This is a genomic window from Aeromicrobium sp. YIM 150415, assembly GCF_016918125.1.
Lineage (GTDB): Bacteria > Actinomycetota > Actinomycetes > Propionibacteriales > Nocardioidaceae > Aeromicrobium > Aeromicrobium piscarium.
This window is the reverse complement of the sequence record NZ_JAERWM010000004.1, coordinates 196,523-214,273: the sequence shown is the minus strand read 5'-3', so window position 1 is coordinate 214,273 and position 17,751 is coordinate 196,523. Positions and strand designations below refer to the sequence as shown.

General features: G+C 68.3%; 20 protein-coding genes and 1 riboswitch. Of the genes, 14 read left to right on the top strand and 6 right to left on the bottom strand.

Annotated elements, in window-relative coordinates; all coding sequences use genetic code 11:
* Window positions 1–31: 31 nt before the first annotated feature.
* The 3 genes from JL108_RS02730 to purU are packed head-to-tail and all read left to right on the top strand — an operon-like array spanning window position 32 to window position 2,995.
* Window positions 32–958 carry a calcium/sodium antiporter gene (locus tag JL108_RS02730; protein WP_205196819.1) on the top strand — a complete coding sequence of 309 codons (927 nt, stop codon included), beginning with the start codon at window positions 32–34 and terminating at the stop codon, window positions 956–958.
* Window positions 959–984: 26 nt separating this feature from the next.
* The gene (locus JL108_RS02725; protein WP_205196818.1) at window positions 985–2,142 is read left to right on the top strand and encodes an acyl-CoA dehydrogenase family protein; all 1,158 of its coding nucleotides are present in this window, start codon (window positions 985–987) and stop codon (window positions 2,140–2,142) included.
* Window positions 2,132–2,995, top strand: a complete 864-nt coding sequence (gene purU / locus JL108_RS02720) for a formyltetrahydrofolate deformylase (protein WP_205196816.1) — start codon at window positions 2,132–2,134, stop codon at window positions 2,993–2,995. Before JL108_RS02725 ends, purU begins: the two co-directional genes overlap by 11 nt.
* A gap of 363 nt (window positions 2,996–3,358) precedes the next feature.
* On the opposite strand, the gene JL108_RS02715 is transcribed toward purU, so the two are convergent.
* Both JL108_RS02715 and JL108_RS02710 read right to left on the bottom strand, forming a co-directional pair.
* Window positions 3,359–4,558 (bottom strand): AI-2E family transporter, encoded by a 1,200-nt coding sequence (locus JL108_RS02715; RefSeq protein WP_205196814.1) that lies wholly within the window; start codon window positions 4,556–4,558, stop codon window positions 3,359–3,361.
* Window positions 4,559–4,567: 9 nt separating this feature from the next.
* Window positions 4,568–5,251 carry a uracil-DNA glycosylase gene (locus tag JL108_RS02710; protein ID WP_205196812.1) on the bottom strand — a complete coding sequence of 228 codons (684 nt, stop codon included), beginning with the start codon at window positions 5,249–5,251 and terminating at the stop codon, window positions 4,568–4,570.
* 119 nt (window positions 5,252–5,370) lie between these two features.
* Here JL108_RS02710 and JL108_RS02705 point away from each other — a divergent pair, with 119 nt between their 5' ends.
* Entirely contained in the window at window positions 5,371–6,588 is a 1,218-nt protein-coding gene (locus tag JL108_RS02705; RefSeq protein ID WP_205196810.1) for an MFS transporter, read from the top strand.
* A gap of 7 nt (window positions 6,589–6,595) precedes the next feature.
* Here JL108_RS02705 and JL108_RS02700 read toward each other — a convergent pair whose 3' ends face one another.
* Entirely contained in the window at window positions 6,596–7,021 is a 426-nt protein-coding gene (locus tag JL108_RS02700; RefSeq protein ID WP_205196808.1) for a GNAT family N-acetyltransferase, read from the bottom strand.
* Window positions 7,022–7,423: 402 nt separating this feature from the next.
* On the opposite strand from JL108_RS02700, the gene JL108_RS02695 reads away from it, so the two are divergent.
* Together JL108_RS02695 and JL108_RS02690 are read left to right on the top strand one after the other, a co-directional pair.
* Window positions 7,424–8,791 (top strand): hemolysin family protein, encoded by a 1,368-nt coding sequence (locus tag JL108_RS02695; RefSeq protein WP_143911182.1) that lies wholly within the window; start codon window positions 7,424–7,426, stop codon window positions 8,789–8,791.
* On the top strand, window positions 8,784–9,812 hold the full coding sequence (locus tag JL108_RS02690) for a hemolysin family protein (protein WP_205196806.1): 1,029 nt from the start codon (window positions 8,784–8,786) through the stop codon (window positions 9,810–9,812). The genes JL108_RS02695 and JL108_RS02690 overlap by 8 nt, the downstream gene beginning before the upstream one ends.
* Before the next feature lie 138 nt (window positions 9,813–9,950).
* On the opposite strand, the gene JL108_RS02685 is transcribed toward JL108_RS02690, so the two are convergent.
* A complete protein-coding gene (locus tag JL108_RS02685; protein WP_205196804.1) occupies window positions 9,951–10,301 on the bottom strand; it encodes a putative quinol monooxygenase in 351 nt (116 codons plus the stop codon).
* Window positions 10,302–10,353: 52 nt separating this feature from the next.
* Window positions 10,354–10,968, bottom strand: a complete 615-nt coding sequence (locus JL108_RS02680; RefSeq protein WP_205196802.1) for an NADPH-dependent FMN reductase — start codon at window positions 10,966–10,968, stop codon at window positions 10,354–10,356.
* Between the two features lie 65 nt (window positions 10,969–11,033).
* Here JL108_RS02680 and JL108_RS02675 point away from each other — a divergent pair, with 65 nt between their 5' ends.
* Window positions 11,034–11,426 (top strand): MerR family transcriptional regulator, encoded by a 393-nt coding sequence (locus tag JL108_RS02675; RefSeq protein ID WP_205196800.1) that lies wholly within the window; start codon window positions 11,034–11,036, stop codon window positions 11,424–11,426.
* Window positions 11,427–11,464: 38 nt separating this feature from the next.
* Here the strand turns inward: JL108_RS02675 and JL108_RS02670 are convergent, their stop codons facing one another.
* On the bottom strand, window positions 11,465–12,895 hold the full coding sequence (locus tag JL108_RS02670) for a trehalose-6-phosphate synthase (protein WP_143911184.1): 1,431 nt from the start codon (window positions 12,893–12,895) through the stop codon (window positions 11,465–11,467).
* 352 nt (window positions 12,896–13,247) lie between these two features.
* On the opposite strand from JL108_RS02670, the gene JL108_RS02665 reads away from it, so the two are divergent.
* The 7 genes from JL108_RS02665 to JL108_RS02635 all read left to right on the top strand — a co-directional run bounded on the left by JL108_RS02665 (window position 13,248) and on the right by JL108_RS02635 (window position 17,710).
* Window positions 13,248–13,541: a DUF3263 domain-containing protein gene (locus JL108_RS02665; protein WP_205196798.1), complete on the top strand. Its 294-nt coding sequence runs from the start codon at window positions 13,248–13,250 to the stop codon at window positions 13,539–13,541.
* A gap of 38 nt (window positions 13,542–13,579) precedes the next feature.
* Window positions 13,580–14,164: a LytR C-terminal domain-containing protein gene (locus JL108_RS02660; RefSeq protein WP_205196796.1), complete on the top strand. Its 585-nt coding sequence runs from the start codon at window positions 13,580–13,582 to the stop codon at window positions 14,162–14,164.
* A 181-nt stretch (window positions 14,165–14,345) separates the two neighbouring features.
* Complete coding sequence (gene otsB / locus JL108_RS02655) at window positions 14,346–15,164, top strand: trehalose-phosphatase (protein WP_240190515.1); 819 nt, start codon at window positions 14,346–14,348, stop codon at window positions 15,162–15,164.
* Window positions 15,165–15,241: 77 nt separating this feature from the next.
* Window positions 15,242–15,354: riboswitch (SAM riboswitch) on the top strand.
* 8 nt (window positions 15,355–15,362) lie between these two features.
* Window positions 15,363–16,625, top strand: coding sequence for a threonine synthase (gene thrC, locus JL108_RS02650; RefSeq protein ID WP_307837162.1), 1,263 nt, complete (start codon window positions 15,363–15,365; stop codon window positions 16,623–16,625).
* A gap of 31 nt (window positions 16,626–16,656) precedes the next feature.
* Window positions 16,657–16,935 (top strand): ubiquitin-like small modifier protein 1, encoded by a 279-nt coding sequence (locus JL108_RS02645; protein WP_205196793.1) that lies wholly within the window; start codon window positions 16,657–16,659, stop codon window positions 16,933–16,935.
* A 337-nt stretch (window positions 16,936–17,272) separates the two neighbouring features.
* Entirely contained in the window at window positions 17,273–17,476 is a 204-nt protein-coding gene (locus JL108_RS02640) for a cold-shock protein (protein ID WP_143911190.1), read from the top strand.
* A 48-nt stretch (window positions 17,477–17,524) separates the two neighbouring features.
* Window positions 17,525–17,710 (top strand): hypothetical protein, encoded by a 186-nt coding sequence (locus JL108_RS02635; RefSeq protein ID WP_143911191.1) that lies wholly within the window; start codon window positions 17,525–17,527, stop codon window positions 17,708–17,710.
* The last annotated feature ends 41 nt before the right edge of the window (window positions 17,711–17,751 follow it).

The following is a 17,751-nucleotide window of genomic DNA, read 5'->3' as shown; positions in this document are numbered from 1 at the left end:
GTCCGTGCAGTGGGTGGCCGAGGATATGGAGATGGCTCCGCTGCTCGTCGTCCTCGGTCTCGTGCTGCTGGCGGTAGGCGCGGAGGCGGTCGTTCGAGCCGGGGCACGCGTCGCACGTCGGTTCGCCGTCCCGCCGCTCGTCGTCGGCATCACGATCGTCTCGGTGGGCACGAGCCTGCCCGAGCTGGCGGTCGGCGTCGATGGTGCGCTGCGCGGTGCCGGTCCGCTCGTGGTCGGCAATATCGTCGGCACCAATATCGTCAACCTGCTGCTGATCCTGGGCCTCGGCGCCGTGCTCGCGCCCGTGCTGCTCGATCGGACGACGCTGCGACGCGATCTGCCGGCGATCGTCGTGGTCGCCGTGATCACGGCACTGCTGCTCGTGGACGGTGAGCTGTCGCGGGTCGATGCGATCGTGCTGGTGATCCTCGCCGTGGGTTACACCGGCCTGGTGCTGCGCCAGCGTTCCGGGGCTGTCGAGAGCGAGGTCGACGACGCACACGGGTCACCGGTCCGCGACGTGATCGTTCTGGTGGCCGGTCTCGCGGCGGTCGTCGGCGGTGCCGAGCTCTTGGTGAGCGGAGCCGTCGAGCTGGCGCGGCTGTGGGGTGTCGACGACGACGTCATCGGTCTCACGGTCGTGGCCATCGGCACCTCGGCACCTGAGCTGGTGACCCTGATCGTGGCGACGATCCGCGGCGAGCGCGGATTGGCGCTGGGCAACCTGATCGGTTCCAGCGTCTACAATCTCGCGCTCGTGCTCGGAGCCTCGGCGCTCGTCCGTCCCCTGGCGGTCAGCGATCCGATCGTGCGATTCGATCTCCCGGTGATGGTGGCGGTGGTGCTCCTGCTCGTCCCGGTGTTCTGGTCGGGGCGCCGCATCTCGCGCACCGAGGGTGCCGGGCTGGTGGTCGCCTACCTGGTCTATCTCGGGGCTGTGCTCGTCGTGCGGATCTGACCGCGGCCGGGCGCTACGCTGCGGCTATGGACTTCGCCTTGGACGAGATCGACCAGGAGATCGCCGGCCTGGCGCGCACCTTCGTGGATCGTGAGATCGTGCCGCACATCCGCGACTGGGACCGTGCCGAGTCGGTCGACGTCTCGATCGTGGGACGGCTGGGAGAGCTGGGTTTTCTCGGCCTCGGCATCGCCGAGGAGTACGGCGGCACTCCGAGCAGCTTCCAGGCCTACGCCGCGGTGATGGAGGAGCTGGGCCGTGGCGACAACTCCATCCGGGGCATCGTCTCGGTCAGCCTGGGCCTGGTCGCCAAGTCGATCGCCTCGCACGGCACCGAGGAGCAGAGGTCGCAGTGGCTGCCCCGGCTGACCTCCGGCGAGGCGTTGGGATGTTTCGGTCTCACGGAGCCGGACTCCGGCTCCGACCCCGGCTCGCTGCGCACCCGAGCGCGGCGCGACGGCGACGACTGGGTGCTGGACGGCGAGAAGATGTTCATCACCAACGGCACGTGGGCGGCGGTCGCGCTGGTGTTCGCGCGGACGAGTGACGAGGGCGGCCGTGGAGTCACCGCCTTCCTCGTGCCGACCGATGTGCCCGGCTTCACGGCCCGGTCGATCGAGGGCAAGCTCGGACTGCGCGGGCAGGCCACGGCGGCGCTGAGCCTCGAGGGCGTACGCGTCCCGGACTCCGCACGGCTGGGCGATCTCGGGCGGGGGCTCCCCATCGCGTTGGAGGCGCTCACCAAGGGGCGGATCTCCGTGGCGGCCAGCAGCGTGGGTGTCGCACAAGCCGCACTGGATGTCGCGCTGGGCTATGCCACCGAGCGCAGGCAGTTCGGTGGGCCGATCGCCGCCAAGCAGCTTGTACAGGAGCTGCTCGCGGACTCTGCCGTCGAGATCGACGCGGCCCGGCTGCTCACCCGCCGGGCGGCGTGGGGTGTGGATCAGGGCACGGCCCTGCGCGCGCTCACTCTCCATGTCTCGATGGCCAAGCTCGCGGCGAGCGAAGCGGCCGTCGCGGTGACCAATCGCTGCCTCCAGGTCTTGGGCGGATACGGTTTCATCGACGAGTTTCCCCTCGGCAAGTACCTGCGGGATGCCCGCGTCCTCACCTTGTACGAGGGCACGAGCCAGATCCAGAAGCTGATCATCGGACGGGAGTTGACCGGTCTCAATGCCATGTGACACCACCAATGACTTCATCGTGACGTTGTCGTGCCCCGATCAGATCGGCATCGTGGCCACGATCTCCGGTGCGCTCGCGCAGCACCACTGCACGATCGTGGAGTCCCAGCAGTACGCCGACCCCGACACCCGGCAGTTCTTCATGCGGGTGCGCTTCTCCTCCGCCGAGCCGCTCGCGGTCGAGGAGATGCGCGAGCGGCTGGCCGGGGCCGTGGGGTCTTTCGAGATGACCTGGCAGCTCCACGACGCCACCCGGCCGATGCGGGTCGTGGTCATGGTCAGCAAGCAGGGCCATGTGCTCAACCATCTGCTGTTCCGATATCGCACCGGGCAGTTGCCGGTCGAGATCGTCGCGGTCGTCTCCAACCACACGACCTGGGAGAAGGAGGTGCGCTGGCACGGTATCGACTTCCACTACCTGCCGGTCACCGCCGACACCAAGGACGATGCGGAGCGTCGTGTGCTCGCGCTGATGGACGAGACGGGCGCCGAGGCGCTCGTGCTGGCGCGCTACATGCAGATCATCTCCGATGACATGTGCCGCGCCGTCCACGGGCGGGCGATCAACATCCATCACTCGCTGCTGCCGAGCTTCAAGGGCGCGCGCCCCTATGAGCAGGCCCATCGCCGTGGGGTCAAGGTCATCGGTGCCACCGCGCACTATGTCACGGCCGAACTCGACGAGGGACCGATCATCGAGCAGGACTTCCGCCGTGTCGATCACCGATCGAGTGCGACCGAGCTCGCCGGTCTCGGTCAGGACCTCGAGGCCCGCGCCCTCGCCGGCGCCTTGCGGGCGCATGCGGAGCACCGCGTCGTCCTGAACGGCGTCAAGACCGTCGTCTTCGACTGAGGCGAGCCCCCGCGGCAGCTGCTCGGCCGCCGATCTGGTGGGTCCCTTTCGTGGTCCCCGTGCGGTGGTGGCGGTAGACCATCAACCTCTCGTCGGAGCTGGGGGTAGCTCGTCAACGTATTCGAACGTCGATGGGGTTGATGGCGTACCGCTGCTTGGCGGGGGTGGTCGTGGCGCGGCCTGTGGATGAGCCTTCGACGATGTCGGTGTGCTGGTGTTGTCCGTCGACGCGGGGGATCGATCTGCTGTTGAAGAAGGATCGATTGGAGCGGGCGGGCTGCTCGGCTGACGGAGCCCACCTTTTGCCGGGTTCTGGCCCTTTTCGCAGTGCTCCAGGGGCCACAACCCGGCAAAAGCCGGACGTCAGCGTTGGGTGATGTCCGGGTGCTCGTCGCCCGCGGCGCCGAGCTGCTGATCGATGTCCGCGGTCGTCGGACCCTCGGAATCCGGTTCCGCCCCGCGTCGATCCTCCGAGGGCGCATCGGGCGACACCTCCAAGTCGACCTGCTCGTTCAGGTAGCGCAGGATCTCCGCGACCGCCGCGGCCACCGGGACCGCCAGGAAGGCGCCGGTGATGCCGAAGAGGGAACCGCCCGCCGTCACCGCCAGCAGCACGACGCCGGCGTGGAGCTTCATGCTCTTGCCCTGCAGCCACGGCGAGAGGATATTGCTCTCCAACTGCTGGACGGCCACGATGATGAGCAGCACGATGATCGCGTCCTGCAGGCTGTTGGTCACCAGGGTCACCAACACGGCCAAGGCTCCGGTGGCGAAGGCACCGACGATCGGGATGAAGCCGCCGAAGAAGGTCAGGATCGCCAGCGGGATCGCCAGCGGCACGCCGACGATCAGCAGGCCGAGGCCGATGAAGAAGGCGTCGACCGCCGAGACGATGCCCTGCGTGCGGATGAAGCCGCCGAGGGTCCCCCACGAGCGGCCCATCAGCTCGCTGAGGTGACCGCCCACGCGACGCCCGCCGATGCGGCGAACGAAGGGCAGGAAGCGGTGGCCGTCCTTCAGGATGAAGAAGACCAGCACCAGCGTCACGACCAGGTTGATGATGACATTGGTGACCGTGCCGAGCGTGCTGAAGACGCCGGAGCTGATATCGCCCGCGGAGTCTCGTAGCCACTGCTGCACGGTGTCGATCGCCTGGGTGATCTGTCCCTCGGTGACCTGGAAGGGCCCTTCGGTGAGCCACTGCTGCACCTTGTTCAGACCGCTCGCGGCGCTATTGGCGATACTGGGCGCCTCGTCGATCATCTGCGGGATGACCATCGCGAACACGACGAACACGCCGCCGAGGAATCCGAGCAGCGTCAACAGAGCGGAGAGGGCGTCCGGGAACCCGATACCCTTCAGCTTGCGAGCCGGGGGCTCGAGCACGGTGGCGACGAGGATCGCCAGGCAGATCGGGAACCACACCATCCACGTGCGCCCGATGACCCATCCCAGGACGTAGAGCGCGGCCGCGATCACGACGATGCGCAGTCCCCATCGCTGCAGTTGGGCGAAGCCTTCGTCGATGACGCGACCGCGGTCGCGGAGATTGGTGGTGCTCACCTGGAAAGGTTAACGGTTCAGGTCCCAATTCACCGGCTCAGCGCCCTGTTGTCGCAGCAGCTCGTTGGCGCGGCTGAACGGCCGCGAGCCGAAGAAGCCGCGCGAGGCCGACAGGGGGCTCGGATGTGCCGAGGCGATCTGCGGGGTCGAGCCGAGAAGGGAGCTCAGATTCTGGGCGTCGCGGCCCCACAGGATGGCCACGAGCGGACGGTCGCGGGCGACGAGCGCGCGGATGGCCTGCTCGGTGACCGCCTCCCAGCCTTTGCCGCGATGGCTGGCCGGCGTGCCGGGGCGGACGGTGAGGACGCGGTTGAGCAGCAGCACACCTTGCCCGGCCCAGGGGGTCAGGTCGCCGCTCGCGGCGGGCTCGATGCCCAGATCCTCATGCAGTTCGCGGTAGATGTTGATGAGGCTCTTGGGGATGGGACGCACATCGGGCTCGACGGAGAAGGAGAGTCCCATCGGATGCCCCGGTGTGGGGTAGGGGTCTTGTCCGGTGATGAGGACCTTGACATCGGCCATCGGCTCGCGGAACGCGCGCAGGATGTCCTGGCCGGCCGGGAGGTAGCTGCGACCGGCCGACATCTCCTGACGCAGGAAGTCGCCCATCCGCGTGATCTGGTCGGCGACAGGCGCGAGGGCATCGGCCCAGTCCGGGGCGATGAGGTCGGTGAGAGGGCGGCGTTCGGTCATCGGTCCCATGCTGCCGTAGGGCAGACGGTCCGGACGTCCAGGGTCGCCTTCGGTGTGTCCGGCGTGTCCGAGGTGGCGGCCGGGAAGCGCTGGAGACAGGCGGCTAGACTCGCTCTGCTTTGTCTGCCGTCGCGTCGTACCGCGCCTTGTTGCGCACAGTCGGGCCCGCCTACGTCCTCGTAGCCTTCCTCGGGCGGATTCCGCTTGCCATGAGCCAGCTGGGTGCCCTCGTCATGGTCAGCGAGGTCAGCGGTCGTTATGCGCTGGGTGGTGCCGCGGCCGGATCACTCGCCATCGCCAATGCCGTCGGCGCTCCGATCGCCGGGATGCTGGCCGACCGGATCGGGCAGCGGCCCGTGGTGCTCGTGCAGTCCCTCGTCGGCGCGGCGGGACTCGCCGCGCTCGTGGCCGTGACGACGCCGACCGCTCCCGCCTGGCTCATCGTGGCCGTGGCGGCCGCGACCGGGCTCATGCTGCCCCAGGTCGGACCGCTGGCCCGCGTGCGGTGGCGCCCGATCACCTCCCAGGATCAGCCCGGGCCGAGGGATCAGCGTCGCCTCATCGACGCCGCCTTCTCCTATGAGGGCGCCGCGGACGAGGCCTCCTTCGTCCTCGGTCCGGCCCTCATCGGTGTGCTCGGCGTCCTCCTCGATCCGGCCGGCGCGGTGCTCGCCGCCGCGGTGATCCTCGCGGTGTTCGGCACCTGGTTCGGGATCCACCCGACCGCACAGCTGGTCGCGAAGGCGGCGTCCGTCGTCGCGGACGGACGTCTGTGGTCGGTGGCCTTCGGGGTGCTCATCGTGGCGCAGTTCTTCGTCGGCACGCTGTTCGGCAGCATCCAGACCGGCAGCACGGTGCTGGCGACGGCAGCGGGTCAGGCCGGTCTCGCGGGCCTGATCCACGCCTGCCTCGGAATCGGCAGCGTGATCGCCGGTCTGTCGATCACCGCGCTGCCCGAGCGCTTTCTGTACTCGACTCGGATGCTCGCTGCCGCCACGGCGTTGTTCCTCTTCGCGATCCCGCTGTGGTGGGTGGACTCGCTCGGTGCGCTCGTGGCGGTGATCAGCGTGCTCGGTTTCGCGGTCGCTCCGTACATGATCAGCAACTTCGCGCTGGCCGGGATCATCGTCCCGATCACCAAGGTCGGCACCGCGATGACCTTCCTCGCGGCGGCCACCGGTCTCGGCTATGCGACCGGCGCGGGGATCGCGGGCCGCCTCGCCGATGCGGGTGGACATCAGCCGGCATTCGGCGTGACCATCGCCGCCGCCTGGGGCGCGCTGCTGCTGGCGATCATCGCCAACAGCACCCTGCGCCGGGCCCGCGTCGTCAGCTGAGTCCCGGTCAGTCCGGAAGGTGGCCGACGGCGGCCGCGAGACGGGCTCTGGCGGTGGGCCATTCGTCGTCGAGCATCGCGTAGGTGACGGTGTCGCGCCAGCTGCCGTCCGGGCGTCGCCGATGCTTGCGCAGGAGTCCCTCGCGGGCGGCGCCGAGGCGGGCGATCGCCGCCTGCGAGCGCTCGTTGCGCACGTCGGTCTGCCAGACCACACGGACGCAGCCGAGATCGTCGAAGGCGCGGGTCAGTAGCAGGAGCTTCGCTTCAGTGGGGGCACCTCCCGCTTGCGGGGGATTGTGGCCCTGCCGCCCGTAGGGCCGGCCGAGCCGGGTGTGCCCGATCGCCACCGTGCGCAGAGAGGCGTCGATCTCGTAGAAGGTCGTCATGCCGATGGCGCGTCCGCTGGCGGCGTCGACCTGAGCCCACGGTGCCATGGCCGGCTGCTCGCGATACCAGTCAGCCGCTCGGCGAGCTCCTCCGTCGATCGCGGCGGCGGCCAGCTCAGATGCCGGAAGACCTCGTCCTCGACGACCTCGAACAGGTCCGTGGTGTGCTCCTCGGCGAGGGGGGCAGCTCGACCAGACGCCCGCGCAGGGGCGGGTTCAGCAGATAGCCCTCGGCGTCCATCGGGACACCGGACCCGGGCGCACGGCGCCGCGGGCTGGGCGAGATTGGATTCTTCGGTCACACTAGAGGGGCCGCGCCACAGGGGGCGCGGCTTTTCGCGATGGCTCATCGCGGAAGTTCGTTCTTCTCAGTGAGGATGAGATGCCGAGCGCTGCTCAACGTTCAGACGACCCTCCGTGTAGTACCAAGGCGCCAGGGGGTGGGCGCCGATGAGTGTGGTCTATCTGCTGCTGGGCCTGGTGGTCGTCTTCCTGATCACCGTCGCCACCGCCTATTTCGTGGCCCAGGAGTTCGCTTATATGGCCGTCGACCGGTCGCGCCTCAAGGCGCGGGCCGCCGCGGGAGACGCAGTCTCCGCGCGGACGCTGCAGGTCACGGGCCGTACCTCGTTCATGTTGTCCGGCGCGCAGCTGGGCATCACCGTCACCGGCCTGCTGGTCGGTTACGTCGCCGAACCGCTGATCGGCGAGGCCTTCGGCGACATGCTCGGCGGGGCCGGGGTGTCCACCGCTGCCGGCGTGATGATCGGCACGATCATCGCGCTGCTGCTGTCGACGATCATCCAGATGCTCTTCGGTGAGCTCTTCCCGAAGAACCTGGCGATCTCGCGTCCCGAGCCCGTCGCCCGGGCCCTGTCGCGTTCGACGCTGATCTACCTCAAGCTCTTCGGCTGGCTCATCACGGTGTTCGACCACGCGTCGAATCTGCTGTTGCGAGCGCTGAAGATCGAGCCGGTGCACGATGTCGAGAGCTCGGCCACGGTCAGGGATCTGGAGCACATCGTCGCCGAGTCGCGCGAGAGCGGCGACCTGTCGCCCGAGCTGTCGATGATGGTCGACCGGATCCTCGACTTCCCGCGTCAGGACGTGGAGCACGCGATGGTGCCGCGCTCGCGGGTCGATGTCATCGAGTCCGATGAGACCATCGGCACCTTGCGGGAGCAGATGGCGTCCGGGCACTCGCGCTATCCGGTCATGGAGGACGACCGGGTCGTGGGCGTGGTCCACCTCGTCGACGTGCTCGGCGGCTGCGATGAGAGCGCCACCGTCGCCACCATCATGCGCGACGCTCTCGTCATCCCCGAGCTCATGCCGCTGCCGAATGCGCTCGCCGCCTTCGGCGAGACCAACGACCAGCTGGCCTGTGTCGTCGACGAGCACGGCAGCTTCACCGGCGTGCTCACCCCGGAGGACCTCGCGGAGGAGTTCGTGGGCGAGATCGCCGATGAGTGGGACGACCTCTTCCCGGTGGCGGAGCAGGAGGGCGCGGGCGTGTGGCGCGTCTCGGCGGACTCGCACATCGACGAGGTCGAGCGACTGCTGGAACGGGACCTGCCCGAGGGCGACTACGAGACGCTGTCCGGCCTCGTCATCGCCTCCCTCGGCCGGCTGCCGGACGAGGGCGATGTCGTGCGGGTCGAACTGCCGCCCGACGCCGGTGCGGTGGCGCTGGGCGAGGAGCCCGAACCGGAGTTCCTCGATGTCACCGTGCTCGAACTGCGCGATCATGTTCCCGCGTCGGTGCGTCTGACCTTGCCGAAGCTCGCGTCGAGTGGTCAGGAGGCCGACGATGAGTGACCAGCCCTGGATCGTGCTCATCGCGACGATCGCGATCATCGCGTTGAGCGCGTTCTTCGTCGCGGTCGAGTTCGCGCTCATCGCCGCCAAGCCGCACCGTATCGAGGACGCGGCGGCCACGAGCCGTTCGGCACGCGCGGCTCTGCGGTCTTCGCACGAGCTGACCCTGCTATTGGCCGGTTCCCAGCTGGGCATCACGGTCTGCACGCTGGCGCTGGGTGCGATCACCAAACCGGCGGTCCACTACGCCATGACCCCGCTGTTCAGCGGATGGGGTCTGCCGTACTGGCTCGCGGACGCCGTGGCATTCGTGCTCGCCCTGATCATCGTCACCTTCCTGCACCTGGTCGTGGGGGAGATGGCGCCGAAGTCCTGGGCGATCGCCCATCCGGAGCGTTCGGCGATCATGCTGGCGATCCCGATGCGGGCGTTCATGTGGGTCGCGCGCCCGCTGTTGCGAGGGCTGAACCTCGCCGCCAACAGGCTGGTGAGGCTGGTCGGTGTCGAGCCAGTGGATCAGACCTCGTCGAGTCAGAACGCGGACGACCTGCGGCAGCTCGTCGAGCACTCGGCGAATGTCGGCGCGCTGGAGGCGCGGTACTCGGCGCAGATCACGCAGACCTTGTCGTTGCAGGATCTCGTGATGGCCGACATCGTGGAGGCCGGCGGTGAGCTGACCACGGTGCCCGACGGCGCGACCGTGGCCGATGTGCAGCGCGCGGCGCGCGAGTCCGGGCATCTGCGCATCCTCGTGGGCCCGCCGACCGATCCCCGGCGTGTGGTGCACGTCCGCGAGACGCTGACACATGACGACGATGTGCTCGTGGAGCAGCTCGCCCGGGAAGTGTTCGCGCTCGAGGCCGCGACGCCCCTGCATGAGGCGCTGTCGACGATGCGTGAGTCGCGCAATCACCTCGCGCTCGTCTATGACGGCGGGCGGGTCCAGGGTGTCGTGACGCTCTCGGACGTCCTGCGGCGGCTGTATCCGGCCGGCCAGGCGGTCGAGGCCGGCGCGTCCTGACCCTCCGGCGGGAGCGGTAGGTCATCAACCTCTCGTGCCGTGTGCAGGTAACTGGTCAACCTCATCGATGGCCGATGAGGTTGACCAGCTACCGCCGGACGGCGGACAGCGAGCGATCCGGTAGACGCAGACGCTTCGTTATCGCTGATCGCCGGCCAGGGGGCTGTCGCCGTGGGCGGCGAGGAAGGTGACGGGGACGGAGGTGACATCCTCGATCAGCGGTGCGAGGTCGTCGACGTGGTGTCGGAATCGGTCGGTCTGAGCCCAACTCTCTCTGGCCTCGGCCGATCGGAAGCGGGTGACGACGATCAGGCTCGCGCCATCGCGCGATCGATAGACCTCGTTGCCGAGCCAGCCGTAGGCGGTGGCCTCATCGCTCATATCCCGCATCTCGGCGATCTGGAAGGCGGTCAGCGCGTCGATGTCACCGCCGACGGCAGTGAACGTATTGATCGAGATGTATGGGCTCTGGCGGTGTCGATCGGTCATGGGAGGCTCCTTCTGTGTCGATATTCGGTGTGCGCTCGAGAGCGCCGATGGTCTAGTTCGGGAACGGGCGGTGGGTGCGAGCGTCGGTGAGCACATCGCGCCACCAGGCCAGCTCGGCCAATGCCGCCGCGAGAGCCGTGGCCGTGCCATCGCCGGGTGCGTAGCGTTCGGTGCCGTCCAGGGTCTGCCACGGTGCGGCGAGTCCCAGGCAGCGGCGGGTGGTGACCATGTTCAGCTCGGCCAGCACCCCGCGCAGGTGCTCGATCGCGGCGTGGCCGCCATGGACGCCGTAGGCGATGATCGTGGCGGGCTTGAGCATCCACGGTGTGTAGTGCCAGTCGATCAGTCGCTTGAGTGAGGCGGGATAGGAGTGGTTGTACTCGGGAGTGACGAACACGAACGCCTCGGCCGCCGCGATCCGGCCGGTCACCTCGCTCTGGGGTCCGCCGCCGGGGTAGAGCTGGGAGTCGTCGGGCAGGGTGATCTCGGCCAGATCGATCAGATCGATCTCAACCCCGTCGATGTCGTCGAGAGCGTCGACGACCCAGTCGGCGATGGCCGGGCTCACCCGTCCATCGCGCACGCTGGAGGAGATCACCGCAACCTGTGTCCTGGCCCGGGTCGAGGTGGCGTGGTGGTCGACGGAATGCTGTGCTGGTGTGGTCATACCGATCACGCTGAGGGTTGAACATATGGTGAAGTCAAGCCCCGGCGGTGCGTAACGTGGACCTCATGACTATCACCACATCGGCCCCTGCGGGCGAGGTGCTCACCGTCAGCGACGTCGCCGCCCAAAGTGGCGTCGCGCCCTCAGCCGTGCGGTTCTACGAGAAGCACGGCGTGATCAACGCAGTACGTACCTCTGGCAACCAGCGCCGCTTCGACGAGTCCGCCGCCTGCCGCATACAGGTCGCCAAGCTCGCCCAACGCGTCGGACTGACCGTGCGCGAGATCGCCGGACTGTTCGCCGGCCTGCCCCCTGCCCCTGAACCGGAGGACTGGGGCCGCGTCGCCGAACAGATCGTGACCCAGGCCGAGCAGCGCGTCGCCGATCTCAAAGCGCAGCTCGACGCCCTCGGATCCGATGACAAGCTCTGCGAGATCGGTGCGAACCTCGGCACCTGAGCACGGGTCGCCGACGGGGCGAAGGATCCCCTGCGCGGTCAGGAGATCGGGCGAGTGGTCTTGCCGTGCGGGTCGCGCTGCGCATTGAGCTCGGTGAGGAAGTCATTGGCCCACCGGTCGATGTCGTTCTCCATCACCTGCTTGCGCAGCGCCTTCATCCGGCGCGAGGTCTCACGACCGCTGGCATTGATCGCCTCGAGCATCTTCTGCTTCAGACCGTTGATGTCATGCGGGTTGACCAGATAGGCCTGCTTGAGCTCGGCGGCGGCGCCGGCGAACTCGCTGAGGACCAGGGCGCCGCGGTTGTCCCAGCGGGTCGCGATGTACTCCTTGGCGACGAGGTTCATGCCGTCGCGTAACGGGGTCACCACCATGACGTCCGCGGCCCGGTACATCGCCGCCATCTCCTCGCGGGGATAGGAGGCGTGCAGGTACTGGATGGGTTGTTGGCCGATCCGCCCGATATCGCCGTTGATCCGGCCGACGAGCTGGTTGATGTTGTCGCGGAGCAGCTTGTAGGAGTTCACGCGCTCGCGCGAGGGAGTGGCGATCTGGATGAACTTGACGTCGTCGAGTTGTACGAGACCGTCCGCGACGAGCTCGCCGAAGGCACGGAGTCGCTGCGGCAGCCCCTTGGTGTAGTCGAGCCGGTCGATGCCGAGGAGGACGGTCTCGGGGTTGCCGAGGCTCTCACGGATCTCGGCGGCTCGAGCCTGCACCTCGGGGGTGCGCGACAGCGTCTCGAAGCCCTCGGCGTCGATCGAGATCGGGTAGGCCTTGGCCAGGACGGTGCGCCCATCGGGAAGGTAGACCGTGTCGCGGTGGGTCTTGTGACCCACGCGCTGCCGCACCAGGCGGATGAAGTTCTGCGCTGCTCCCGGTGCCTGGAAGCCGACGAGGTCGGCGCCCAGCAGGCCCTCGAGGATCTCGCGGCGCCACGGCAGCTGCTGGTACAGCTCGGTGGGCGGGAAGGGGATGTGCAGGAAGAAGCCGATGCGCAGGTCCGGGCGCAGGGCGCGGAGCATCTGCGGCACGAGCTGGAGCTGGTAGTCCTGTACCCACACCGTGGCGCCCTCGGCGGCGATCTGCGCGGCCTTCTTGGCGAAGCGGCGGTTCACGCGCACATAGGCGTCCCACCACTCGCGGTGGTACTCCGGGGCGGCGATGACATCGTGATACAGCGGCCAGAGCGTCGCATTGGAGAAGCCCTCGTAATACTCCTGGACGTCGTCCTCGGTGAGCGGGATCGGCACGAGGTGCATGCCGGCGTGGTCGAAGGGCCGGAGCTTCTCATCGGCGGCGCCATGCCAGCCGATCCATGCTCCGTCGTGTCGTCGCATGACCGGCTCGAGGGCCGTGACCAGTCCGCCGGGCGAGGTGCGCCACAGGACCTCGCCATCGGGGGACGTGACCCGGTCCACCGGGAGACGGTTCGCGATGACGACGAAATCGGGCTGCTCCCTCGGCATACCCTCAGCCTAGATGATCGACGGGTCTAGGGCTCGGGTTCTGGTGCGGTGGTCCGGCGGCTCCTACGGAGGATGTGCTGTGGCGGTGACCTACGCACCCCTCGCGCGGTGGGGGGGGGGGGGGGGGGGGGGGGGGGGGGCGGGGGGGGGGGGGGGGCCCCCCCCCCCCCCCGGGGGGGGGGGGGGGGGGGCCCCCCCCCCCGCCCCGCCCCCCCCCCCCCCCCCCCCCCCCCCCCGCCACCCGAGGCGCGTGCGGGACAACTCACCTCCCACGCGTCAGGATGATCTCCGTGCTTCGGCGAGGTTCCCGGGTATATGACATCGATGTGATTCATGTCGTAGGATCGATCCCATGAGCGCTGTGGAGAAGGTCCATCACCCGGGTGAGCCGGGCAGCTCCCTCACTGATCGCGACCGGGAGGTGCTCGAGCTCGAGCGTTACTGGTGGCAGTACGCGGGCGCCAAGGAACAGGCGATCCGCGAGAAGTTCGACATGTCGGCGACACGCTACTACCAGATGTTGAACGCGCTCATCGATAGCGAGGAGGCGCTCGCCTTCGATCCGCTGCTGGTCAAGCGGTTGCGCCGGCTGCGCGCTGAGCGTCAGCGGCGGCGTTCGGCCCGGCGCCTCGGCTTCGACGTCTGACCGGTCGTGAGCCAGCGCTTCCGTCGGCCGGTCTCACGATGAGCGAATCGGAACCGGAAACCCCCGCGCCCTCGGGTCCTCAGCATCGCCATGCGGCGCGTTCACGGCTGCTGTCCATCGTCGCCATGACGGCCCTGGCCGTCGCCACCGGCGTGCTGGTCGCCTTCGCGCTGCAGGGCGGCGGAGGGGACGACGACCGTGTCCAGCCCCCGAACCTCGCCGATGCGGCGGCGTCGGAGCCCACGCCTGAACCCGAGCCGGAGCCGACCGAGGACGCCGAGCCGGAACCGGACCCCGAGCCGGAACCAGAGCCAGAACCCGAACCCGAGCCGGACCCCGAACCGGCGCCGCCGGCCCGCACCCTGGGCGTCATGGTGCTCAATGCGACGAATGTCACCGGCCTTGCCGCTCGTACGACGGGCCAGGTCTCGGGTGCGGGATGGAATGTGGTCGGGTCGGGCAATGCCCGCGGCAGCTATCCCGCCGACACGATCTATTACCCCGCCGGCGGGTACGACCAGGCGCAGCTCCTCGCCGCCGACCTCGGTGTCGGGAGGCTCATGCCGAACCTCGCGGACATGCCGAGCAATCGACTGACGGTGGTCCTGAGCTCGGCTCGCTGACGTCCCGGCATACTTCTCGGCATGACCGAGCGAAGCGAGGGAGCAGTGGGGTTGTCATGCCGGTGCATGCCTATCGTTGTGGTTCTCTGGCAGGCGGCGGCATGACCGAGCGAAGCGAGGGAGCAGTGGGGTTGTCATGCCGGTGCATGCCTATCGTTGTGGCTCTCTGGCAGGCGACGGCATGACCGAGCGAAGCGAGGGGACGATGGGGCTGGATCTGCCCGCGGCAGTGACCGATGAACCGGGTTCGGTCCTACTCGGGCTCGACTTCGACGGCACGCTGGCGCCGATCGTCGACGATCCGACGAGAGCCGACATCCATCCTCAGTCGCTGACGGCCTTGCGCCGGCTCGGTCGGCTGCTCGGACAGGTGGCGATCATCACGGGCCGACCTCTGGACCAGGTGCGCCGGCTCGGGCGGTTCGAGGACGGATCGGGTCTGGAGCACCTGGTGATCTGCGGCCAGTACGGAGCCGAGCGCTGGGATGCGTCGACGAATGAGATCACCCGTCCGCCGCGGCCGGAGTCGATCGTGGAACTCGAGCGTCGGCTGCCCGAATGGCTGGCCGCGCACGCGGCGCAGGCTGTGCGGATCGAGGACAAGGGACTGGCGCTCGCCCTGCACACCCGAGGGGTGGCGCCGGGGCTCCTCGACGATCTCGCCCCGGATCTCGCCGAGCTGGCCTCCGAGCTGGGGCTCGTGGTGGAGCCGGGACGTCAGGTGATCGAGCTGCGCACGCCGGGCACCGACAAGGGCGAAGCGCTCGCCGCCCTGGCTGCCGGAGGCTCGTTCGCGAGCGTGGTCTATATCGGCGACGATCTGGGCGATCTGCCGGCTTTCGATGCCGTGGACACGCTGCGTGCGGAGGGTCTCTTCGGTCTGCTGGCCGTCTCGGCGTCGACCGAGCAGCAGGCTCTCGTGCCGCGTGCGGATCTCGTCCTCGACGGTCCGGACGGGGTCGCCGAGTGGCTCACCGCATTGGCCGACGCGATCGACTGATCTCACGATATGAGCGCTCGTCTCTATATATGAGATTCGCGTTTCGTGTCGCCGGTCCCGCTCATTAGGCTGCTCACAACTCATCGAGAGGGGCAGAGGGATACGGCCCGACGAAGCCCCAGCAACCAGCCGATCATGCGGCCAGGTGCTACGTCCGTCCTCGCCGAGAGCCGGCCAGGAGAGATGAAGGAGTGCTTCGTGAGCCTGACCCTGGAATCCACCACCTTGCGTGCCGGCGCGTTCGGCAACGCCACCTGTCTGAAGTGCCGGGAATGCGGCACGACCCGGGAGCTGGGTCCGTACTACGCGTGCTTCGAGTGCTTCGGCCCGCTGGAGGTCGGTTACGAGTTCGGCACGGTGACGCGTGAGCAGATCGAGGCCGGGCCCAGCAATATCTGGCGATACAAGGCGTTGCTGCCGGTGCCGGAGGACATCGAGTCCAGCCCCAATCTCGAGCCCGGTTTCACCCGGCTGCTCGATGCGCGCAATCTCGCCGGGGAGCTGGGGCTGACGAAGCTCTGGGTCAAGGACGACAGCACCAATCCCACCAACTCCTTCAAGGACCGGGTCGTGGCCTGCGCGCTGAGCGCCGCCCGTGAGCTCGGCAGCCGCGTCTTCGCCTGCCCGTCGACCGGCAACCTCGCCAATGCTGTCGCGGCCGCGGGCGCCCGGGCCGGCATCCCGACCGTCGTGTTCATCCCGAGCAACCTGGAGACCCCGAAGCAGGTCAACTCCGCGGTGTTCACGGAGAATCTCGTGGCGGTCGACGGCACCTACGACGATGTCAACAAGCTCGCCAGCGAGATCGCCGGCGAGGACCCGGGTTGGGCCTTCGTGAATGTCAATGTCCGGCCGTTCTATGCCGAGGGCTCCAAGACGCTGGGCTATGAGATCGCCGAGCAGCTCGGCTGGCGGCTCCCCGATCAGGTCGTGATCCCGGTCGCCTCAGGCTCGCAGCTGACCAAGGTGCACAAGGCCTTCACCGAGCTGATCGAGCTCGGTCTCGTCGAGGACAAGCCCTACAAGATCTTCGGCGCGCAGGCGGAGGGCTGCTCGCCGGTGGCGACCGCCTTCGCCGACGGGGTGGACGCGATCCGCCCGGTCAAGCCCGACACGATCGCCAAGTCGCTCGCCATCGGCAATCCGGCCGACGGCATCTACGTGCTCGACATCGCCCGGCAGACCGGCGGCAGCGTCGAGCAGGTGAGCGACGATCAGATCCGTGAGGCGATCGTGCTGCTCGCGCGCACCGAGGGGATCTTCACCGAGACGGCCGGTGGCACCACCGTGGCGGTGCTGAAGAAGCTCGTGGAGACGGGGCAGTTGGACCCGGAGGCCGAGACCGTCGTCATCAACACCGGTCACGGGCTCAAGACGCTCGATGCCGTCAGCGATGCGGTGGGCCCGCGGGCCACGATCGCCCCGACCTACGACGCCTTCGCCGCTGCTGGCATCGCCTGAGACCGCACACCCTGTATCCGAGGAGTTCCGCATGTCCGTGTCCGTTCGTATCCCCACCATCCTGCGCACCTACACCGGTGACGAGTCCCAGGTGAACGCCGACGGCGCCACGCTCGCCGAGGTGCTGGAGTCGCTGGAGACGTCGTACCCGGGGATCAAGGCGCGCATCGTCGACGAGGACGGCAAGCTGCGTCGCTTCGTCAATGTGTACGTCGCCGAGGAGGATGTCCGCTTCGCGGACGGCCTCGACACCCCCACCCCCGACACCACCCAGATCTCCATCATCCCCGCTGTGGCCGGAGGCTGTTGAGCTGACGTAGGGCAAATGAGGGGCGAAGCCCCGCTGTAGCGGGAGGCTGTTGAACCCTCGGTGGTCGAGTAGGGGAGTGCGCTCAGCGCGCGAGCCGTATCGAGACCACGTCGGGTGGGGTGATCTCGCTCCGTGACGGCTAGGCCCCTGATGTGCTGGCTCCATTGCGTCGGCCGTGGCCGGCCTTCACTACTCGATCGCCGAGCACGTGCCGACGGGCCTGTGTCCGCCCAGCGAGAACGAACATATGGGGCATAGCGCGTGGCGAGGGCACGGCGTTACGCTGAATCGCACGGGGTCCAGACGGGGCCCAGAGCTACAGCAAGGTGGGAAGCTCATGGTGCAGGGCACCGTCAAGTGGTTCAATCCCGAGAAGGGATACGGCTTCATCGAGGTCGATGGACACGATGACGTGTTCGTCCACTGGTCGAAGATCGCCGTCGAGGGATTCAAGACCCTCGACGACGGCCAGTCCGTGGAGTTCGAGGTCATCGACGGGCCCAAGGGCCGTGAGGCCCAGGGCGTCTCGCCGACCGTCTGATTCTCCGGCGCACCGGACGTCGGGGCGACAGGCCACTAGGCTGTCCGCATGGATGACGAGTGGATCGGTATCGGCGCGATCGTCGGGCTGTTGCTCGGGTCGGTCGGATTCCTCGCCTTGGACAGCCCCTGGTGGCTGCTGATCGGCCCGGTGGTCGGATTGGCCATCGTCCTCATCTTCGGTCCTCGCCGTTCGGTCGATGACACGCAGGACCACGAACACGACTCTCGCTGACCTGCGTTGCGCCACGTTGATTAGCACTCGTATAGTGAGAG

What these genes read in the sequence shown, in the direction of transcription:
- JL108_RS02730 (WP_205196819.1), top strand. Translation starts at nt 32, where the DNA reads ATGGCTCCGCTGCTCGTCGTCCTCGGTCTCGTGCTGCTGGCGGTAGGC.
- JL108_RS02725 (WP_205196818.1), top strand. Translation starts at nt 985, where the DNA reads ATGGACTTCGCCTTGGACGAGATCGACCAGGAGATCGCCGGCCTGGCG.
- purU (WP_205196816.1), top strand. Translation starts at nt 2,132, where the DNA reads ATGCCATGTGACACCACCAATGACTTCATCGTGACGTTGTCGTGCCCC.
- JL108_RS02710 (WP_205196812.1), bottom strand. Translation starts at nt 5,251, where the DNA reads ATGACCGAACGCCGCCCTCTCACCGACCTCATCGCCCCGGACTGGGCC.
- JL108_RS02700 (WP_205196808.1), bottom strand. Translation starts at nt 7,021, where the DNA reads ATGGCACCGTGGGCTCAGGTCGACGCCGCCAGCGGACGCGCCATCGGC.
- JL108_RS02695 (WP_143911182.1), top strand. Translation starts at nt 7,424, where the DNA reads ATGAGTGTGGTCTATCTGCTGCTGGGCCTGGTGGTCGTCTTCCTGATC.
- JL108_RS02690 (WP_205196806.1), top strand. Translation starts at nt 8,784, where the DNA reads ATGAGTGACCAGCCCTGGATCGTGCTCATCGCGACGATCGCGATCATC.
- JL108_RS02685 (WP_205196804.1), bottom strand. Translation starts at nt 10,301, where the DNA reads ATGACCGATCGACACCGCCAGAGCCCATACATCTCGATCAATACGTTC.
- JL108_RS02680 (WP_205196802.1), bottom strand. Translation starts at nt 10,968, where the DNA reads ATGACCACACCAGCACAGCATTCCGTCGACCACCACGCCACCTCGACC.
- JL108_RS02675 (WP_205196800.1), top strand. Translation starts at nt 11,034, where the DNA reads ATGACTATCACCACATCGGCCCCTGCGGGCGAGGTGCTCACCGTCAGC.
- JL108_RS02670 (WP_143911184.1), bottom strand. Translation starts at nt 12,895, where the DNA reads ATGCCGAGGGAGCAGCCCGATTTCGTCGTCATCGCGAACCGTCTCCCG.
- JL108_RS02665 (WP_205196798.1), top strand. Translation starts at nt 13,248, where the DNA reads ATGAGCGCTGTGGAGAAGGTCCATCACCCGGGTGAGCCGGGCAGCTCC.
- JL108_RS02660 (WP_205196796.1), top strand. Translation starts at nt 13,580, where the DNA reads ATGAGCGAATCGGAACCGGAAACCCCCGCGCCCTCGGGTCCTCAGCAT.
- otsB (WP_240190515.1), top strand. Translation starts at nt 14,346, where the DNA reads ATGACCGAGCGAAGCGAGGGGACGATGGGGCTGGATCTGCCCGCGGCA.
- JL108_RS02645 (WP_205196793.1), top strand. Translation starts at nt 16,657, where the DNA reads ATGTCCGTGTCCGTTCGTATCCCCACCATCCTGCGCACCTACACCGGT.
- JL108_RS02640 (WP_143911190.1), top strand. Translation starts at nt 17,273, where the DNA reads ATGGTGCAGGGCACCGTCAAGTGGTTCAATCCCGAGAAGGGATACGGC.
- JL108_RS02635 (WP_143911191.1), top strand. Translation starts at nt 17,525, where the DNA reads ATGGATGACGAGTGGATCGGTATCGGCGCGATCGTCGGGCTGTTGCTC.